General features: G+C 62.1%; 8 protein-coding genes and 1 pseudogene. 7 read left to right on the forward strand and 2 right to left on the reverse strand.

The window, feature by feature from the left end:
- The first annotated feature begins 6 nt into the window (after positions 1-6).
- From groL to LJE93_04375, 4 genes are all read left to right on the forward strand, one after another.
- Complete coding sequence (gene groL, locus LJE93_04360; protein ID MCG6948136.1) at positions 7-1,665, forward strand: chaperonin GroEL; 1,659 nt, start codon at positions 7-9, stop codon at positions 1,663-1,665.
- Between the two features lie 282 nt (positions 1,666-1,947).
- On the forward strand, positions 1,948-3,096 hold the full coding sequence (locus LJE93_04365) for an efflux RND transporter periplasmic adaptor subunit (protein ID MCG6948137.1): 1,149 nt from the start codon (positions 1,948-1,950) through the stop codon (positions 3,094-3,096).
- A gap of 38 nt (positions 3,097-3,134) precedes the next feature.
- Positions 3,135-6,407, forward strand: coding sequence for an efflux RND transporter permease subunit (locus LJE93_04370; GenBank protein ID MCG6948138.1), 3,273 nt, complete (start codon positions 3,135-3,137; stop codon positions 6,405-6,407).
- 118 nt (positions 6,408-6,525) lie between these two features.
- On the forward strand, positions 6,526-9,624 hold the full coding sequence (locus LJE93_04375; GenBank protein ID MCG6948139.1) for an efflux RND transporter permease subunit: 3,099 nt from the start codon (positions 6,526-6,528) through the stop codon (positions 9,622-9,624).
- 98 nt (positions 9,625-9,722) lie between these two features.
- Here LJE93_04375 and LJE93_04380 read toward each other — a convergent pair whose 3' ends face one another.
- Both LJE93_04380 and LJE93_04385 read right to left on the reverse strand, forming a co-directional pair.
- Positions 9,723-10,847, reverse strand: a complete 1,125-nt coding sequence (locus LJE93_04380; protein MCG6948140.1) for a slipin family protein — start codon at positions 10,845-10,847, stop codon at positions 9,723-9,725.
- Positions 10,848-10,985: 138 nt separating this feature from the next.
- Positions 10,986-11,240, reverse strand: a pseudogene (locus LJE93_04385) (GntR family transcriptional regulator).
- A 230-nt stretch (positions 11,241-11,470) separates the two neighbouring features.
- Between LJE93_04385 and LJE93_04390 the strand changes: the two are divergent.
- From LJE93_04390 to LJE93_04400, 3 genes are read left to right on the forward strand one after another with little or no spacing between them, the layout of a single operon-like run.
- Positions 11,471-13,213: a gamma-glutamyltransferase gene (locus tag LJE93_04390; protein MCG6948141.1), complete on the forward strand. Its 1,743-nt coding sequence runs from the start codon at positions 11,471-11,473 to the stop codon at positions 13,211-13,213.
- A 34-nt stretch (positions 13,214-13,247) separates the two neighbouring features.
- Positions 13,248-15,038 carry a gamma-glutamyltransferase gene (locus LJE93_04395; protein MCG6948142.1) on the forward strand — a complete coding sequence of 597 codons (1,791 nt, stop codon included), beginning with the start codon at positions 13,248-13,250 and terminating at the stop codon, positions 15,036-15,038.
- Positions 15,038-16,216 (forward strand): alanyl-tRNA editing protein, encoded by a 1,179-nt coding sequence (locus tag LJE93_04400; GenBank protein ID MCG6948143.1) that lies wholly within the window; start codon positions 15,038-15,040, stop codon positions 16,214-16,216. The genes LJE93_04395 and LJE93_04400 overlap by 1 nt, the downstream gene beginning before the upstream one ends.
- Positions 16,217-16,429 lie beyond the last annotated feature (213 nt).

Genomic DNA, 16,429 nt, shown 5'->3' on the forward strand with positions numbered 1-16,429 from the left:
GCGAATATGTCTGGAAAACAAATCGTTTATGGCGAGGAGGCCCGCAGCAAGTTGCTCGCGGGTGTCAACAAGCTCGCCAACGCAGTGAAGGTCACGCTTGGCCCCAAGGGCCGCAACGTGGTGCTCGAGAAAAAGTTCGGCTCGCCGACCATCACCAAGGACGGCGTGACGGTGGCCAAGGAGATCGAACTCCCCGAGCCACTCGAGAACATGGGCGCGCAGATGGTCCGTGAGGTCGCCTCGAAGACCTCCGACGTGGCCGGTGACGGCACGACCACCGCGACCGTTCTCGCCCAGTCCATCTATCGCGAGGGCATGCGCAACGTGACCGCGGGTGCCAACCCGATGGACCTCAAGCGTGGCATCGACCAGGCCACCAAGGTCGCGGTCGACACCATCAGCAAGCTTGCCAAGCCGGTCGAGGGAGAAGCCGTAGCCCACGTCGGCACCATCTCCGCCAATGCTGATTCAGAGATCGGCGAGATCATTCGCGAGGCGATGGAAAAAGTCGGCAAGGACGGCGTGATCACGGTCGAGGAGGCCAAGGGCCTCGAGACGACCCTCGAGGTCGTCGAGGGCATGCAGTTCGACCGCGGCTACCTCTCGCCGTACTTCGTGACCGACGCCGAGCGCATGGAGTGCGTGCTCGAGGACGCCGTGATCCTCATCTTCGAAAAGAAGATCTCGAACATGAAGGACCTGCTGCCGATCCTCGAGAAGACCGCTCAGCAGGGCAAGCCCCTCCTGATCATCGCCGAAGACGTCGAGGGCGAGGCGCTCGCCACCCTGGTGGTGAACAAGCTTCGCGGCACCCTCAACATCTGTGCCGTCAAGGCCCCTGGCTTCGGCGACCGCCGCAAGGCCATGCTCGAGGACATCGCGATCCTCACCGGCGGAAAGATGATCTCCGAGGATCTCGGCATCAAGCTCGAGAACGTGACCTGGGAAGATCTCGGGAACGCCAAGAAGATCGTCGTCAACAAGGACGACACCACGATTGTGGTCGACGACGACAACGAGGACAAGCACCAGGCAGTGCTCGGTCGCGTCAGCCAGATCAAGCGGCAAATCGACGAGACCACTTCGGACTACGACCGAGAGAAGCTCCAGGAGCGCCTGGCCAAGCTGGTCGGCGGCGTGGCGCAGATCAAGGTCGGAGCCGCGACCGAAACCGAAATGAAAGAGAAGAAAGCCCGCGTCGAAGACGCGCTGCACGCCACCAAGGCGGCCGTCGAAGAGGGCATCGTGCCCGGCGGCGGCGTCGCGCTGCTGCGCGCCATGGACGACGTCGAGAAGCTGGTCGACGAGACCGAGGGCGACATCCAGACCGGTGTCAAGATCCTCCTGCGCTCGCTCGAGGAGCCGACCCGGCAGATCATCCTCAACACCGGTGTCGACGAGGCCGCGGTGATCGTGCGCGAAATCCGCGGCAAGGGCAAGGCGATCGGTTACGACGCCGCTACGGGCGAAATCACCGACATGATCAAGGCTGGCGTCATCGATCCGGCCAAGGTCACCAAGAATGCCCTCCTCAACGCTTCCTCGATCGCCGGTCTGCTCCTCACCACCGAGGCGCTGGTCGCCGAGATTCCCGAGGAGAAGAAAGATTCCGGGATGCCGCCTGGCGGCATGGACGGCATGGGCGGAATGGGCGGAATGTACTGATCGCCCGTTTCTTTCGATCAACCAGAACCCGGCTTCGGCCGGGTTCTTTTTTGAGAAGGCGTTTCGGAAAAACGGCGTTACGGGGAATCGCCAGTACCCGGAACAGGCATAATGATGAGCTTGAGCGTCTTTGCGTCGGCACGTGAGAGGGAGAACCCATGGAACCGTCTGCCGAGTGGGCGGGCGGAGGAATAACGCAACTCCGATGGACATTTACCGTACTGTCCGTGGGGCTGCCGGGAGCGATACGAATCGACCCGTGAACCAAAGGAAAACACGGTGATGAACCAACCCAGATCAACACCTCTGTTCGTTCGAGGTGCGCCAGCCTTTCTTGCTCTTGTCGTGGCGATCGCCGCCGGCGGTTGCGGTGGCGATGCAAACGGCCACGGGGCCAACGGGCACGGTGATAGCGAACAGGAAGGCCAGGAAGAGCCGGCAATCACCGTACGTGCCGGGCTGATATCCCGCGAGCCGATTTCTTCACTCTACTCGACCTCTGCGACTCTGCGAGCCGATCGCCGAGCGACCGTCATCGCCAGGACGCGTGGAGTCGTGCGCCGCCTCGCCGTAGAGGAGGGCGATCGGGTCGTCGTGGAACAGGCGCTCGCATTTCTCGAGGACGATGAACAGAAGATTGCCGCTGCTCGCGCCCGTACCACCGAGGAGACGGCCCGCCGCGACCACCAGCGGCTTTCCGGCCTTTACGAGCAGGGCCTGGTCAGCGTCGACGAGTACGAAGCGAGCCGGCGAGATGCAGAGGACGCCGCCCACGCTCTCGAACTGGCCGAGCTCGAGCTGTCTCGTACTGTAATCCGCGCGCCGATAGCCGGGGTCGTGGTGACCCGCCATCTCGACGTCGGCGCCACCGTGTCGGACGGCACTCCCGTCTACGACCTCGCCGACCTCGATCCACTTTATGCCGACATCAACATTCCCGAGCGCCACGTCACTCGCCTCGCCCCCGGCCAGGAGGTCCTTTTGACTGCGGATGCAACTGGCTCCCAGGCGCGAGCCATCATCGAACGAATCGCACCCGCTGTAGACCCTGCGACGGGCACCGTGAAGGTCACCGTCGCTGTGGTAGGAGATTCCGGGCTCAGGCCCGGAGCCTTCGTCCGCGTCGACATCGTCACCGACACCCACGCCGACTCCCTGGTCGTCTCGCGGTCGGCGCTGGTCGCCGAAGGGCGCCGCTGGCACCTCTACCGAGTCTCCGGCGACGGCACCACCGTTGACCAGATTGAAGTCGAGCTTGGTTTCGAAACCGGAGACCGTGTCGAAATCACTGGTTCCAAAGATGACGACGTGAAGCTTGCCGATGGCGATCAGGTGATCGTCGTCGGCGCCCCCGCTCTTTCGGATGGAGCCAAAATCCGCCTCATGACCGAAGACCAGTCTGCGTCTGAGAACGTGAAGCAGGCAGGCTGATGCTCGGTGGTTCCTCGACCTTGATCGGGATCTGAGCCGTGCTGCCGCGCTTTGCCGTCAATCGGCCGGTCACCGTCCTGATGGCGACCCTGGCGATCTCGACCTTTGGCCTGTTGGCAGTCCAAAACCTGCCCGTCGACCTGCTGCCGGACCTTTCCTACCCCACCCTCACAATCCAGACCGAGTATCAGGATGCTGCGCCGGAGACCGTCGAACAATTCGTCACACGACCAATCGAAGAAGCGGTGGGAGTCATCCCCGGAGTGCGCGAGATGCGTTCGCAGTCACGTTCGAGCCTTTCCGAGGTCGTCCTGGAGTTCGAGTGGGGAGAGTCGATGGATACCGCGGGCCTGGAAGTCCGCGAACGCCTCGGCTTGGTGGAACTGCCCCGCGAAGCGGAGATCCCCAGGGTGCTGCGATTCGACCCTTCGCTCGAACCCATTATGCGGCTCGGGTTTTACGGCGATCGAGATCTCGACGAGCTCCGTCAGCTGGCAGATCGTTGGCTCAAACCACGGCTCGAATCGGTGGTCGGCGTCGCCGCAGCAAAGGTTCGCGGTGGTCTGGACGCAGAAGTCGTGGTCGAGGCCGACGAGGATCGACTGGCTGCACTCGGACTCACACCGGCCGATCTCGCGTTGGCCCTGCGGCAAGAAAACGTGAATCAGCCCGGGGGCACGCTTCGTGACTTCAACGCGATCTACCTCGTCCGCACCATGCACGAGTTCGAGAACCTGGAGCAGATTCGGCGAACTGTAGTACGCGAAACTGCAACCGGCCGGACACGGGTCGAGGACGTGGCGCGCGTCTTTCGCGGACACCGCGATCGCGATGAAATCACTCGGCTCGGTGGACGTGAGGTAGTCGAGATAGATTTGCACCGCCAGGGGACCGCGAACACTGTCGCGGTCGCCAGAGCGGTCGAGGAGAGGCTTGAAGAGCTCCGCGGCGAGATGCCACCGGACCTCCACATTGAAACGCTTACCGATCTCTCCGCCTACATCACGTCGGCGATCAACATGGTGTGGTCGGCGGCCTGGATCGGTGGCGTACTGGCAATTCTCGTGCTCTACTTCTTCCTCCGCGACCTCCGCGCGACTTCGATCATCGCCCTCACAATTCCGGTGTCTGTGATTGCCACCTTTCTCTTCATGGACCGAGCCGGCGTCTCGATCAACATCATGTCCCTCGGCGGACTCGCCCTCGGCGTCGGCATGCTGGTGGACAACTCGATCGTGGTTCTCGAAGCCATCGATCGCCGCCGCGGCGAGGGCCTCGAGCGTGCGCAAGCCGCCATCACCGGCGCCTCGGAGGTAGCGGGAGCGGTCACTGCGGCCACCCTGACAACAATTGCGGTGTTCTTTCCCATCGTCTTCGTCCAGGGAGTCGCCGGGCAGCTCTTTCGGGACCAGGCAATCACCGTCTGTCTCTCGTTAGCCACCTCCTTGGTCGTGTCACTGACGCTGATTCCCGCACTTTCGGGATTCACAGCCCGCAAGGGTTTCGAGAGCGCCGGACGCCTCGCCGGACGCCGCCAGAGCGATGACGCGCCACTGCCCTTCACTTTTCACTTTGCCGGATTCCAGCTCGATCCGATCGGTGATGGACAATCGTTGACCAGCAAGATCGTCACTGTCGCTGCCTTTCCCCTTCGATTCCTCATCCTTCTCGCGGCACTGGCGATCGGATTCTGTTGGTGGGTTTTCAGCCGAACGTTCGAGGTCGCCGCTGCTCCCCTCGGACGCGCCTTCGATGTTGTCGCTCGCTCGTATCCTGGCGCTTTGACATCGGCACTCGAACGGCGATGGCTTGTCTTGGCAGCAGCAGTAGCGATGTTCGCAGCATCGGTGCTGGCCATTCCCTATCTCGGCACGGACCTGGTCCCCGACCTTGCCCAGGGCGAGTTTGCATTCCAGCTACGGCTGCCCGAAGGTGCAACTCTCGAGGCCACGGCTGAGATGGTGGATCAGATCGAGGCCATGTTGGTGAACGACCCCGCCTTCGCTTCGGTCTTTTCCATGGTGGGCAGCCTGCCATCGGCGGCGTCGGGCCGACGCACCCTGGGCGAAAACCTCGCACAGATCAACTTCCGGATGGCGGGCGATGCCGATGCCGAAGATGAGGCAGCTGCCGTGCAACGCGTACGCACCGTCATCGCCCGCTTCCCACGTGCAGACGCCGAGCTCGTGCGACCGGCGGTTCTGTCGGTCCGGCCGCCGATCGCGGTGCAGGTGTATTCGGACGACCTGGTTGAACTCGACCAGGCTGCCGAAGCGGTTCGGGAGGTTCTCGAGGAACTGCCCGAGGTCCGTGACGTGGCGACTACCTCCGAGCCCGGGAGCCCGGAAATTCTGGTCGAGCTCGATCGAGAACGAGCTGCCGCGCTCGGCGTCTCAGCCAACGACGTCGGCGCTGCGATGAGAACCAAGATTCGAGGCGACGTCGTCGGTGAGTTCCGAGAGGGCGAGGAGCGGATCGACATCAGACTTCGCGCCGGCGAACGGTTCCGGTCATTGGCTTCTGGAGTCCAGGCCCTTCGAATCCTCCTCCCCGGAGGCACAACGGTGCCGGTGTCCGCGGTAGCCGAGGTCGTTGTCGGTCGCGGTCCTGCTGCAATTTATCGGTACTCGGGCGCGCGGGTTGCGGAGGTGACCGCGCTGCCGACCACTCGTGACCTCGGCGGAGCCTTGGCTGCGGTCGATGCCGCCGTCTCGAGTCTGGTGTTGCCGGCGGGCGCGAGGCCCGAGCTCGCGGGTCAGAACGAAGAGCTTTCCGTCAGCTTCCGTTCATTGTGGCTGGCGATGGCACTGGCCACCTTCTTGGTCTACGTCGTCATGGCATCGCAGTTCGAGTCCCTGATCCATCCATTCGTTATCCTGATGGCAGTGCCACTGGGAGTGGTCGGTGTGGTGGTAGCGCTCCTTCTGACGTCCACCTCGATCAGTGTCCTGGTGCTTATAGGAGCCATCATGCTGGCCGGCATCGTCGTCAACAATGCCATCGTGTTGGTCGACGCAGTCAACCGCCGACGCCGAGAGGGCCAGGCGGTCGATGACGCGCTCGTGGGCGCGGGGAGTGAACGTCTGAGGCCAATCCTCATGACTACGGCTACGACCGTGCTCGCACTGTTTCCAATGGCCCTCGGTCTTGGAGCAGGCGATGAGCTTCGTGCGCCGCTCGCCATCACGGTGATCGGCGGCCTGACTGTCGCGACGGTGCTGACACTTATCGTCATACCTTGTATCTACAAGGTCGTTGGCAAGGCGCCCGTCCGGGGGAAGGTGGAAGAGAAAGAAGAGGCTCCAGCATGAGATTGCGAAATTCGGCATTCGGAATTCGGAGTTGGTACTCCGGTCGCCTCGAACTTCTCGGGGCGCCGGGTGGTATTCCAGAACTCAGAATTCGGAATTCAGTACTTTGGAAACCGCCATGCGCCTGACCGACATTCCTCTCGACCGCCCCGTCGCGACGTTGATGCTTCTCTTGAGCTTGACGGTCCTCGGTACGGTGTCGGTCTTCCTATTGCCCCTCGACTTCATGCCGGTGGTCAAGGAGCCCGAGATCGATATCCAGATTCCGTTCCCGGGATCCCACCCCCTCGAAGCACTGCGCGAGGTCGTGGAACCGATCGAGGAAGAGGTCGCGACTATCCCCGACGTCAAACGGATCCTGGCCAACACCTCGGCCGGTCAGGTCTTCATGGAAGTCATGTTCGACTGGGGCGTCGACGTCGACATCAAGAAAATGGAAGTGCGCGAGGCCATCGACCGTGCCCGCCCCGAGCTGCCAGACACCATCGGCCATATTTCGATTCGCGGCGACACCGACGGCGGCTCGGCCCAGGTTCTGGCGGGACGCATCTCCGCCGAGCGTGATTTGTCGGAGTCATGGGACCTCCTCGACCGCCGCATCGGTCGGCCGTTGGAAAGGATCAAGGGTGTCGCTCGCGTCGAGCTGTACGGCGTCGAACAGCAACAGGTCCGGATCGACCTCGACCTCGACGCCCTCAGGCGGCATGGTATCGACGCGGGAAAAGTGCTCGATACGGTCAACGCAGCCAATCAGGATGTCGATGCAGGCGTGATTCGCGGCGACGTGGTTCGCTACGAGGTCCGTACGCTGACCCGATTCGAGTCGGCTGAGGAAATCGGCGCGTTGCGGGTTGGTGATGACGGTCTTCGCATCGCAGACGTGGCGATCGTCGAGTTGCGGGAGCCGCGCCTTGACTACGGGCGGCACCTGGACCGCTCGTTCGCGGTCGGCATCGATGTCTACAAGGAACCGAGCGCCAACACGATCGAAGTCGTCGACAAGGCTCTCGAGCGCATCGACGAGATCAAGAATGACCCTCAGCTCGAGGGAATCAATCTCCTGATCTGGGAGAACCAGGGCGACGCAATCCGAAACTCCCTGGAGGGCCTTCGCAATGCGGGAATCTACGGCGGGATTCTGGCAATAGCCGTCCTCCATTTCTTCCTGCGTCGTTTTCGCACAACGCTGATCGTCGCTACGGCGATCCCGTTTTCTCTGCTCGTGACATGCGGCGCGATGTACGCGCTCGGGGCCAACTTCAACGTGCTGACCCTGCTCGGGCTGATGCTTGGGGTTGGCATGCTGGTCGACAACGCCGTAGTGGTGATCGAAAACATCCACCGCTACGAAAGCATGGGCAAAGCCGCGCCCGTTGCGGCGCGGCTCGGCACGCGGCAGGTGGCGTTGGCGGTGGTCGCCTCCACCGCTACATCGATCTTTGTCTGGTCGTGGCTCTTCGTTTCCGAGCGCAACACCATGGTCATCATGATGGGCGAGGTGGCATTGACGATTTGCCTCGCGGTTGCCTGCTCGCTGTTCATCTCGCTCACGTTCATTCCGCTGGCCGCGGCCCGGTTCGCGCCAGCCGAGGAGCCGAAACCCGGCATCGTCGTCAGGAAGGTGGTGCCCGCCTATCGGCAAGTGCTCAACTGGACCCTCGATCACAGGGTGACCACGCTCGCGTGCCTCTTCGTGATCGCGGGCTCGGCCGTCTGGCCTCTGATGAAGATCGAGAAAACCGGAGACATGCCGGAGCAGAATCGCCAGGTATCGATTTTCCTTCAGGTCCACGATGACGTCTCCAAGGAGGTGTTGGAGGGCTATGTTGATCAAGTGGAGGAGTGGGTCTACAGCCGCGAAGAGGAGCTCGGTTTTGACAGTGTTTACTCGTGGTATACGGAACACGGTTTCTGCATGACCCGCGTCTACCTGCCCGAAGACACGGCCAATCCGGAGACAATCGAGCGCCTGCGAACACAGCTCCGTGACGGGATCCCCGAGATAGCTGGTGTCACTCTCGAGGTCGGCGATCGCGACAACTGGTGGCGTCATGGCGGTGGCGAGGATCGCCGCATGGTTTCGGTGGCACTCCACGGAGACGACCCCGAGTTTCTCGAAGAACTCTCGATGAACGTCGAAGAGCGCATGCGGGGTCTTGACCACCTGGAGGAGATCTGGGGGCCGACCATGCGCGGCACCAAGGAACTGCGGCTCATCGTCAATGCCGACGCCGCGAACAGCCTCGAGGTCAGTCCCCGCAGCGTGGCCGACGCCGTAGGTTTCGCGTTTCGCGGCCGGCGTCTGAGGCGCCTTCAGGGACCCGACGGCGAGATCGAGATGATCCTCGGCCTCCCCGAAGAGGCGCAACCTGGCATCGATGCGCTCGCCGACCTGCCGGTGCCCAGCCGATCCGGCGGCTACGTTCCGTTGAGCTCGGTCGCCGAGATCACGGTGGCCCGGACTCCGGAGCGGATCCGGCGAGAAAACCGTCAGACAACGCAATGGGTGACGGCGCAATTCGACAAGGACGCCGTGACGACCGAAGAGGCAAAGAAGTTGGTCGAAGAACGGATGCAGGGTTTTGCCGTACCGGAAGGCTACTCGTGGGACTTCGGCCAGTGGGGACACGACCGCGACGAGGCCCTGGGTACCATGCTCCGCGGAGTGGTGCTGTCGTTGGTGGCCGTGATCCTTCTGATGGCCGCTCTATTCGAGTCCTTCACCCAGCCCTTCGCTATTCTGATTACCCTGTTGCTCGCATTTTTTGGCGCCTTCTGGAGCCTGTGGTTGGGAGGCTTCGACCTCAACCCGATCGCCTTTATGGGGATCATCATCCTGATTGGCATTGTGGTCAACAACGGTATCGTGCTCGTCGACCACGTCAACTCACTTCGATCCGCCGGCGTCGAACGGCGCCAGGCGCTTATCGAGGGCTGCGGAGATCGCCTTCGCCCGGTCATCATGACAGCCATCACCACCATTTTTGGCCTCATCCCGCTGGTGGTTTCACGAGCCACAGTCGCAGGTGCGTATATCGATTCGATAGCGGTCGTGGTCATCGGCGGGCTGGCGACGTCAACCGTCTTCACCCTGCTCGCTCTTCCAGTGTGGTACACCTCGCTCGAGGACATCGGCGCAGCGGTTCTCCGCGCGCTTCCGTTCAGGAGCGGCAACAGGAGTCCTGAAATTTCGCAGGACAGCGTCCTGTCGAGTTGATCGATCAGATCAACACCACCGCCGCCAGAATGATCAGCAGGATCACTCCCGCATAGACCGTCTGCCGGCGATGTTCCGGCGGAATTTCGACGAGCATGTCACACCTCCCCGGAATCACCTTCGGACTCCAACGAAGTCGGTGCTTCGTCGCTCATCCGGTCTCCGCTTTCCAGAATTCGGTCGAACGCTGTCAATCCTCCCATCGCTCCGAGGCCCATGGTCTCGACCGCGGTCGACGGAACAATGATCATCGAACCCTTCTTCTTGAGGCCCTCGAACACCATATTCATCGCCCGCAGATGCAGCGCCGCCTGGTTGCGCCTGTAGTGCTCTGACGCCCTCTCGAAGCTCTCGGCGATCTCCTCTTCGGCCTTCGAGAGAATGATCCGCGATTGCCGCTCGCGCTCGGCCTGCGCCTGCCGGCTCATGGCGTCCTCGAGCTCCTTTGGAATGATGATGTCGCGGATTTCCACCGATTGGACGGTGATGCCCCAGGCATTGGTCTTTGCGTCAAGCACCTGTTGGATCTCCTTACCCAGCCGGTCGCGGTGGGAGAGCATGTCACCGAGCTCGTGCCGGCCAATGGCGTCACGGAGGCCCGTTTGAGCTGAGAGTGTGACCGCGCTTTCAAAATCTTCCACCTCGAGGACCGCCTTTTGCGCGTCCCAAACCATCCAAAATGCGATCGCGTCCACGTTGACCGGCACCGTATCCCTGGTCAGGGTCGTTTCGGCCTTGAAGTCGGTAACGCGGATCCGCTGGTCAACGTAGTTCGCGACCTTGTCGATCACCGGGAAGATCAAAAAGAGGCCCGATCCCTTGAGACCCCGGAATCGACCGAATCGCAGGACCACCGCCTTCTCCCACTGATATGCCATCTGAATGCACGGGCTCACCAGGCCGGCGACAACCACCGAGGTGACCAGGATCCACGCGTCAGGGCGGTGCTGGAGATAGACGTAGAGTGCCGCCCCCGTGGTGGCAATGACGACCGACTCCCAGACCTGGAAAAGGCGAAAAACCGTGGCGAGAACGATCGCCACGCCGATCATCGATATCACCGCCTCGAGGCTGAACGGCACTACCGCCAAATGGACGACAAGTCCCAGAAAACACAGCACGACGAGAATCATGATGTTGAGAGGAGCAAACCTGAAATCGGCCCGGAACGAGGTTGCGAACCGCTCGAGTACGTCGAGCTTCATCTGGCCCATCTTATGCATAGTCGCCTCCCTTTCTCAGCGCTTCCGGCGCTGCTCGAGGTTGTGAAGAACGTCATCGAGGTTGAAGCCGTGGGTCGAGGCCCGCGACAGGAATTCCTGGCAGAGCTGGTCGAGCACCCTCCGTCGTTCGAGGTCGTTCTGTTCGACCGGCCGGTTCCCCACGTAGGTACCGGACCCCATCTGTGTTTCCACCAGACCGGTGAGCTCGAGCTCCGTATACGCTCGACTGACCGTGTTCGGATTGATTGAGAGGTCGACGGCGAGCTGACGGACGGTCGGCAACCGGTCTCCGGCGGCAATCGTCTCGGTTGCGATCGCAGCCTTCACCTGATCGATGATCTGGCGGTAGAAAGGAACGCCGCTCTTGACGTCGAGTTGAATCTGGAGAGTCAATCGCTGCTCCTTTGCACTAGTGTCCTAGTGAATTATTGTCATAGGATACTAATACATTCTGATGCGCACTTTGTCAAGAGATCCGCCCGTCGATTGTCAGAAAGAAGTGGTCGTACAATGGCCTCGCGGCAATATCGATCGCCCCGGTGACCATGATCGACAGTGGTGCCGGAGCAACAAACAGAAAGTTGATACCAAGGTTGAAATCGTCAGGGGTACGACAAACCTGGATGCTCGTCGCCGTAGCCATGGCAGGCGTGGCCGCGGTGCCAATGGTCACGTCCGCCCGTACAATCAATCGCCTACCGCCGGAACTCTGCGCAATCGAAGAACGGTCGGACCTCGGAATGGTAGCTACTGGCTCGCCCGAGGCCACCCGGGCCGCGGTCGACGTCCTCGAGCGGGGAGGCAACGCGATCGACGCGGCGGTTGCAGCGGCTCTGGTGCTGGGCGTCGTCGATTTCGACGCCTCCGGCATCGCCGGCGCAACCAACATGCTGGTCCACCTGGCGAGTGGCCGCACCCTTGCGGTCGATGGGACCTCGAAGGCGCCCCTGAAAATTGACATCGAGAGATTCAGGAGGTTCAAAGCGAGCGGGCGAACATACGGTTACGAGGCCATCGCCGTCCCGACCACACTCGCGTCGCTCGAGTACGCAAGGGAAAGATTCGGCACCATGCCGATGGCCACCCTCCTCGAGCCCGCCATCCAAGCCGCAGAGCACGGTTATCCGCTGACCGATATCCAGGTCATGTGGACGAAGAAGTACTACGACAACATCATGGATTCGCCGCCCTATGTGCGCTACCTCACAATGGAGGATGGACGCACGATTGGTGAGCGCGGAGATCGGCACTGCCGCCCGGATCTCGCCGCAACCCTTCGTGCCATAGCGGAGGAAGGCGTCCGCAGCTTCTACTTCGGGAATATCGCCCAGAGAATCGAGGAAGACATGATTCGTGGGGGCGGTTTCCTCCGTCGATCGGATCTGGCGACCGTCCGCATCCGCGAGGTGCAGCCACTTCACACGACCTACCGGGGCTTCGACGTCTACACCTTTCCGCCACCGGGCGGAGGTGCAGGTGTGGTGACCGCTCTCAACCTGCTCGAAACGTATCCGAGCGAATTCCTGGCCGCGGACTCGGTCGAGAGGCTCCACGTCATGATCGAGTCGTTTCGGATTGCCGCGGCCGACTCCCGAGTGGCCGCGAATCTCAGGAACCATTTTGGCCCCCACCCCTTGAGCAAGAGATACGCTCGCGAACGCGTCAAGCTGATCACCCCGGCGCGAATGATCCCCGCGGAGTCGCTGGCGACCCCGATCCCTCCGGAATGTGACCAGCCCGGTGAGAGCACCACCCAGGTTTCGGTTGCCGACCAATGGGGCAACATCGTATCCCTCACCCAGACTCTCAGCCGCTCATTCGGCGCGAAAATCGCTACGCCTGGTCTCGGTTTTCCCTACAACAGCTTTCTCGAAAACTACAACGCCGACAAACCGCAGTGCCCGGGCTATCTGCAGCCCAACAGCCCGTGCACGACTGACATGGCGCCGACCATCGTTTTGCATGATGGGGTGCTGGTCGCCGCCCTCGGCACACCCGGGAGCAACAGGATTTCCACCGTGGTCAGCGCAGTCATCAGCAATGTTGTCGACCGCGGCATGGGGATACGCGACGCGGTATGTGCTCCCAGGGTTTTGTGGGGAGGTATGTCCCGCAGGCGGGCATTTGTCGAGGTTGCCGGCCGGGTTTCCGAGCAGGATGTCGATGACCTCGAACAAATCGGGTACGAAGCGATGACCGTGCTTCGCTTTCCACCGCCCGACGACGACACAATGGCCAAATTCGGTGGCGTCAATGCTGTCGGTTATGACCCTCAGACCTTGAGCTTCACCGGCGTCGGAGATCCCCGACGCAACGGTTTTGCACTCGGGCCACGGGTCGTGGCAGGACAGGGCGTCCCCCACTGACACGACACCCTCAGTGTGGAACAATGAGCACCCGATGATTCGCGCAGTTCGTGCATCCGTAAAGGCAGCCAACCTCCTCGCCCGTGGCGCCCTTGCCCTGACCGTTGGGTTACCGATCGGGGGTTGCGCTCACGGCGGTCGAAGTGACGACTCCTCGGTCGTCGCGCCCCTCTACGCCCCCGAGGCCCATTCGGACCTAGGCATGGTATCCACCGGGTCGATTGAAGCGACCCAAGCGGGCGTCACAATTCTCGAGTCCGGGGGCAACGCGATCGATGCCGCGGTGGCGGCGGCTCTCGCTCTCGGGGTCGCAGATCCGGGTGGATCCGGGCTTGGCGGAATGACCTATATCCTGATCTCGTTCGCCGACGGCCGGTCGATCGCAGTAGATGGCTCGGCCATCGTGCCCGTTGGAGCCGACCGCAAAGCGCTGGCAGAAATTCAGGCTTCCGAGGAACGATTCGGCGCCAGGGCAGTGGCAGTTCCAATGGCTCTCGCTGCCATGAGCCACGCTCTCGAGCGGCACGGCACCATGAGCTTTGCACGGGTGGCTGCGCCCGCAATCAAGATTGCTGTGAATGGATATCGCCTCAGCCCCAATTCTATCTCGTGGGCCAACAGCTATCTCGACGACATCATGGCCTCTCGCTACCTCAGATTCGTCGCACTTGACGCCGGGGAACGAGTGGGCACACCGGGCGATCTGGTCTGCCGTCCCGATCTTGTCACCACCCTGAGAGTGCTTGCTGCAGAGGGCCCAGACTCCTTCTATCGCGGCAGCATCGCACGGAGCATGCTGATTGATCTCTCGAGCCTCGGCGGATACCTCCGTCCGATCGATCTCGTGTCGACCAAGGCGGCAGAGCTGCAGCCGCTATCCTCGGAGTATCGCGGCGCGGAAGTCTTGTCCTACCCGTGGCCCGGAGGCGGCGGCGAGGTCGTGGCGATGCTCAACATCATTGAACAACTAGAATTCGATCTGCTACGCACGCCGTCGGTCGAACGCCTGCACGTAATGATCGAGGCCTCTCGGCTGGCCCGCGCCGATTTCCTGAGGTCCGCCTCCGGCCCAGCGCAACACGCTTCCAGCCTTGCCGGCCAGCTCTCCAAAGCCTACGCGAGGGAACGCGCCAGCCTGATCACTCCCGGCCGGGCACTCCCTGAGGATCTCGTTCAATCTTCCGGTTCCGCGGCCAGGATGGGCAACCACACCACCCACATCTCGGTCGCGGATCGCTGGGGTAACGCGGTCGCCATGACTCAGACCCTGTGCCGCCAGTACGGTGCGAAAGTCGCAACTCCAGGCCTCGGGTTCCCATACAACAGCTGCCTCGAGTTCTTCGATTTCGAGAATGAGGCCAGCCCCATCTATCTGCGCCCGCGGGCGCTCTACGCGTCCAACATGGCACCGACCATCGTTCGCCACGAGGGAACACTGCTGATTCTCGGCAGCGCCGGATCCGACCGTATCCCCGGTTCGGTCGTCGAGGTTATCAGCAACGTGTTCGACCGACAGATGGGAATCCGGGACGCCGTCACGGCTCCACGCGCACTGTGGAACAGTGCTCACGAACCGGACCGGATCTGTATTGAGATCGCGGACCCGATCTCCCATGCCGACGCCGACGAGCTCCAGAGCTTCGGCTTCGAACACATGTTCCGCCTCGATTACCTGGCCGGTCCCGTCAACGATGCCCCGTTTTTCGGCGGTGTCAACGCAGTACTCTACCAACCCGCGACCGGAAAATATTCTGGTGTCGGCGATCCCCGGCGCAACGGGTTCGCGCTCGGTCCGAGAGCGATCGTGCAGCGGGAGGGGCATTGATGACGCTTCGTGTGTACCTCGAAGACCCGTATCTTACCGAGCTCGAGGCTGAGGTCGTGAAAGCCGATGCCCAGGATGGTCGTCCCTACACCGTGCTGTCGGAAACGATCTTCTACCCGGAGGGCGGCGGGCAACCGGCGGACCGCGGGCACCTCGGAAGTGCCAAGGTCCTCGACGTCCAGACCTGTGACGGTGAAATCCGCCACTTCCTCGACAAACCGGTCGAACCCGGACCGGTGCGGATCGAAATCGAATGGCGGCGCCGGTGGGACCATATGCAACAGCACACGGCTCAGCACGTGCTGACCGCTGTCGCCCTTCGAGATTTCGGCTGGCGCACCACCGCGTTTCACCTCGGAGCCGAAACAAGCGACATCGAACTTGATGTACCGGACCTCACACGGCAGAATCTCAGAGACCTGGAAGAAAAAGTCGCCGAGGAGATCAGGGCTGCCCGTCGCGTGACATACGGCAGTGCCGAGGCGGCAGATTTCGAGCGTCTTGGAGTGAGATCGCGGCTTCTACCGGAGGGACTCTCGGGAAAGGTTCGTCTGGTGGATATCGAGGGTCTCGACCTCAACACCTGCGGTGGCACCCACTGCCGATCGACCGCCGAGATCGGCTCGCTCAGCCTGCTCGGGACCGAACCGATGCGAGGCGGCACGCGGGTTTTCTTCGTTGCCGGCGACCGTGTGCGTCGACGCTTGACCGCGCACGAGAATCGCAACCTGCGCCTGAGGACACTGCTCGACACGGGAGACGAAGAGCTGCCCGATGTCGTTCAGCTCCGGCTCGAACGCGAGAAGGCCCTGGCTCGCACAAATCGCCGACTCTCCGCCGCGCTCGCGGATTCCACTGCCCAAAGCCTGTGTTTGAAATCGTCGGCAACGGTTGATGCCCACTGGTCGGAACGCGACATGGCCTTTCTGCAATCGGTGGCACGCGCCGTCGCCGAAAAGGCACCAGAGAAACGTGTTCTTCTCACCTCGGAGACCGAAGACGGCGTGTTGTTCGTCGTCGCAACAGGCGCAGAGTCCGGGCTGCAGGCCGAAGGCGCTGGGCCGGCAGTCGCAGAGGCCCTCGGCGGCCACGGCGGTGGCCGAGGTTCCATCTTCCAGGGCAAGGCAAAATCGCTCGCGCAACGGGAACGGGCTCTGAAGATCCTCCGCGAAGCGTAGACACCCGAAAAACCACGGAGGCACAGAGGACACAGAGGAAGCACAGAGTTTCTGTCGCTTCTTAACGCAAAGACGCGAAGGCACAAAGACGCAAAGTCCCCCGCCCACCCACCACCATGAAGAGGGAGAGAATCAGAACCGACGTGCTCTCTTTGCGTCTCTGCGACTTTGGGTGGGCGGGCGGAGGGGTGGCTCTGCGTTTTCTCGGGTGGG

It is taken from the genome of Acidobacteriota bacterium (assembly GCA_022340665.1).
Taxonomy (GTDB): domain Bacteria; phylum Acidobacteriota; class Thermoanaerobaculia; order Thermoanaerobaculales; family Sulfomarinibacteraceae; genus Sulfomarinibacter.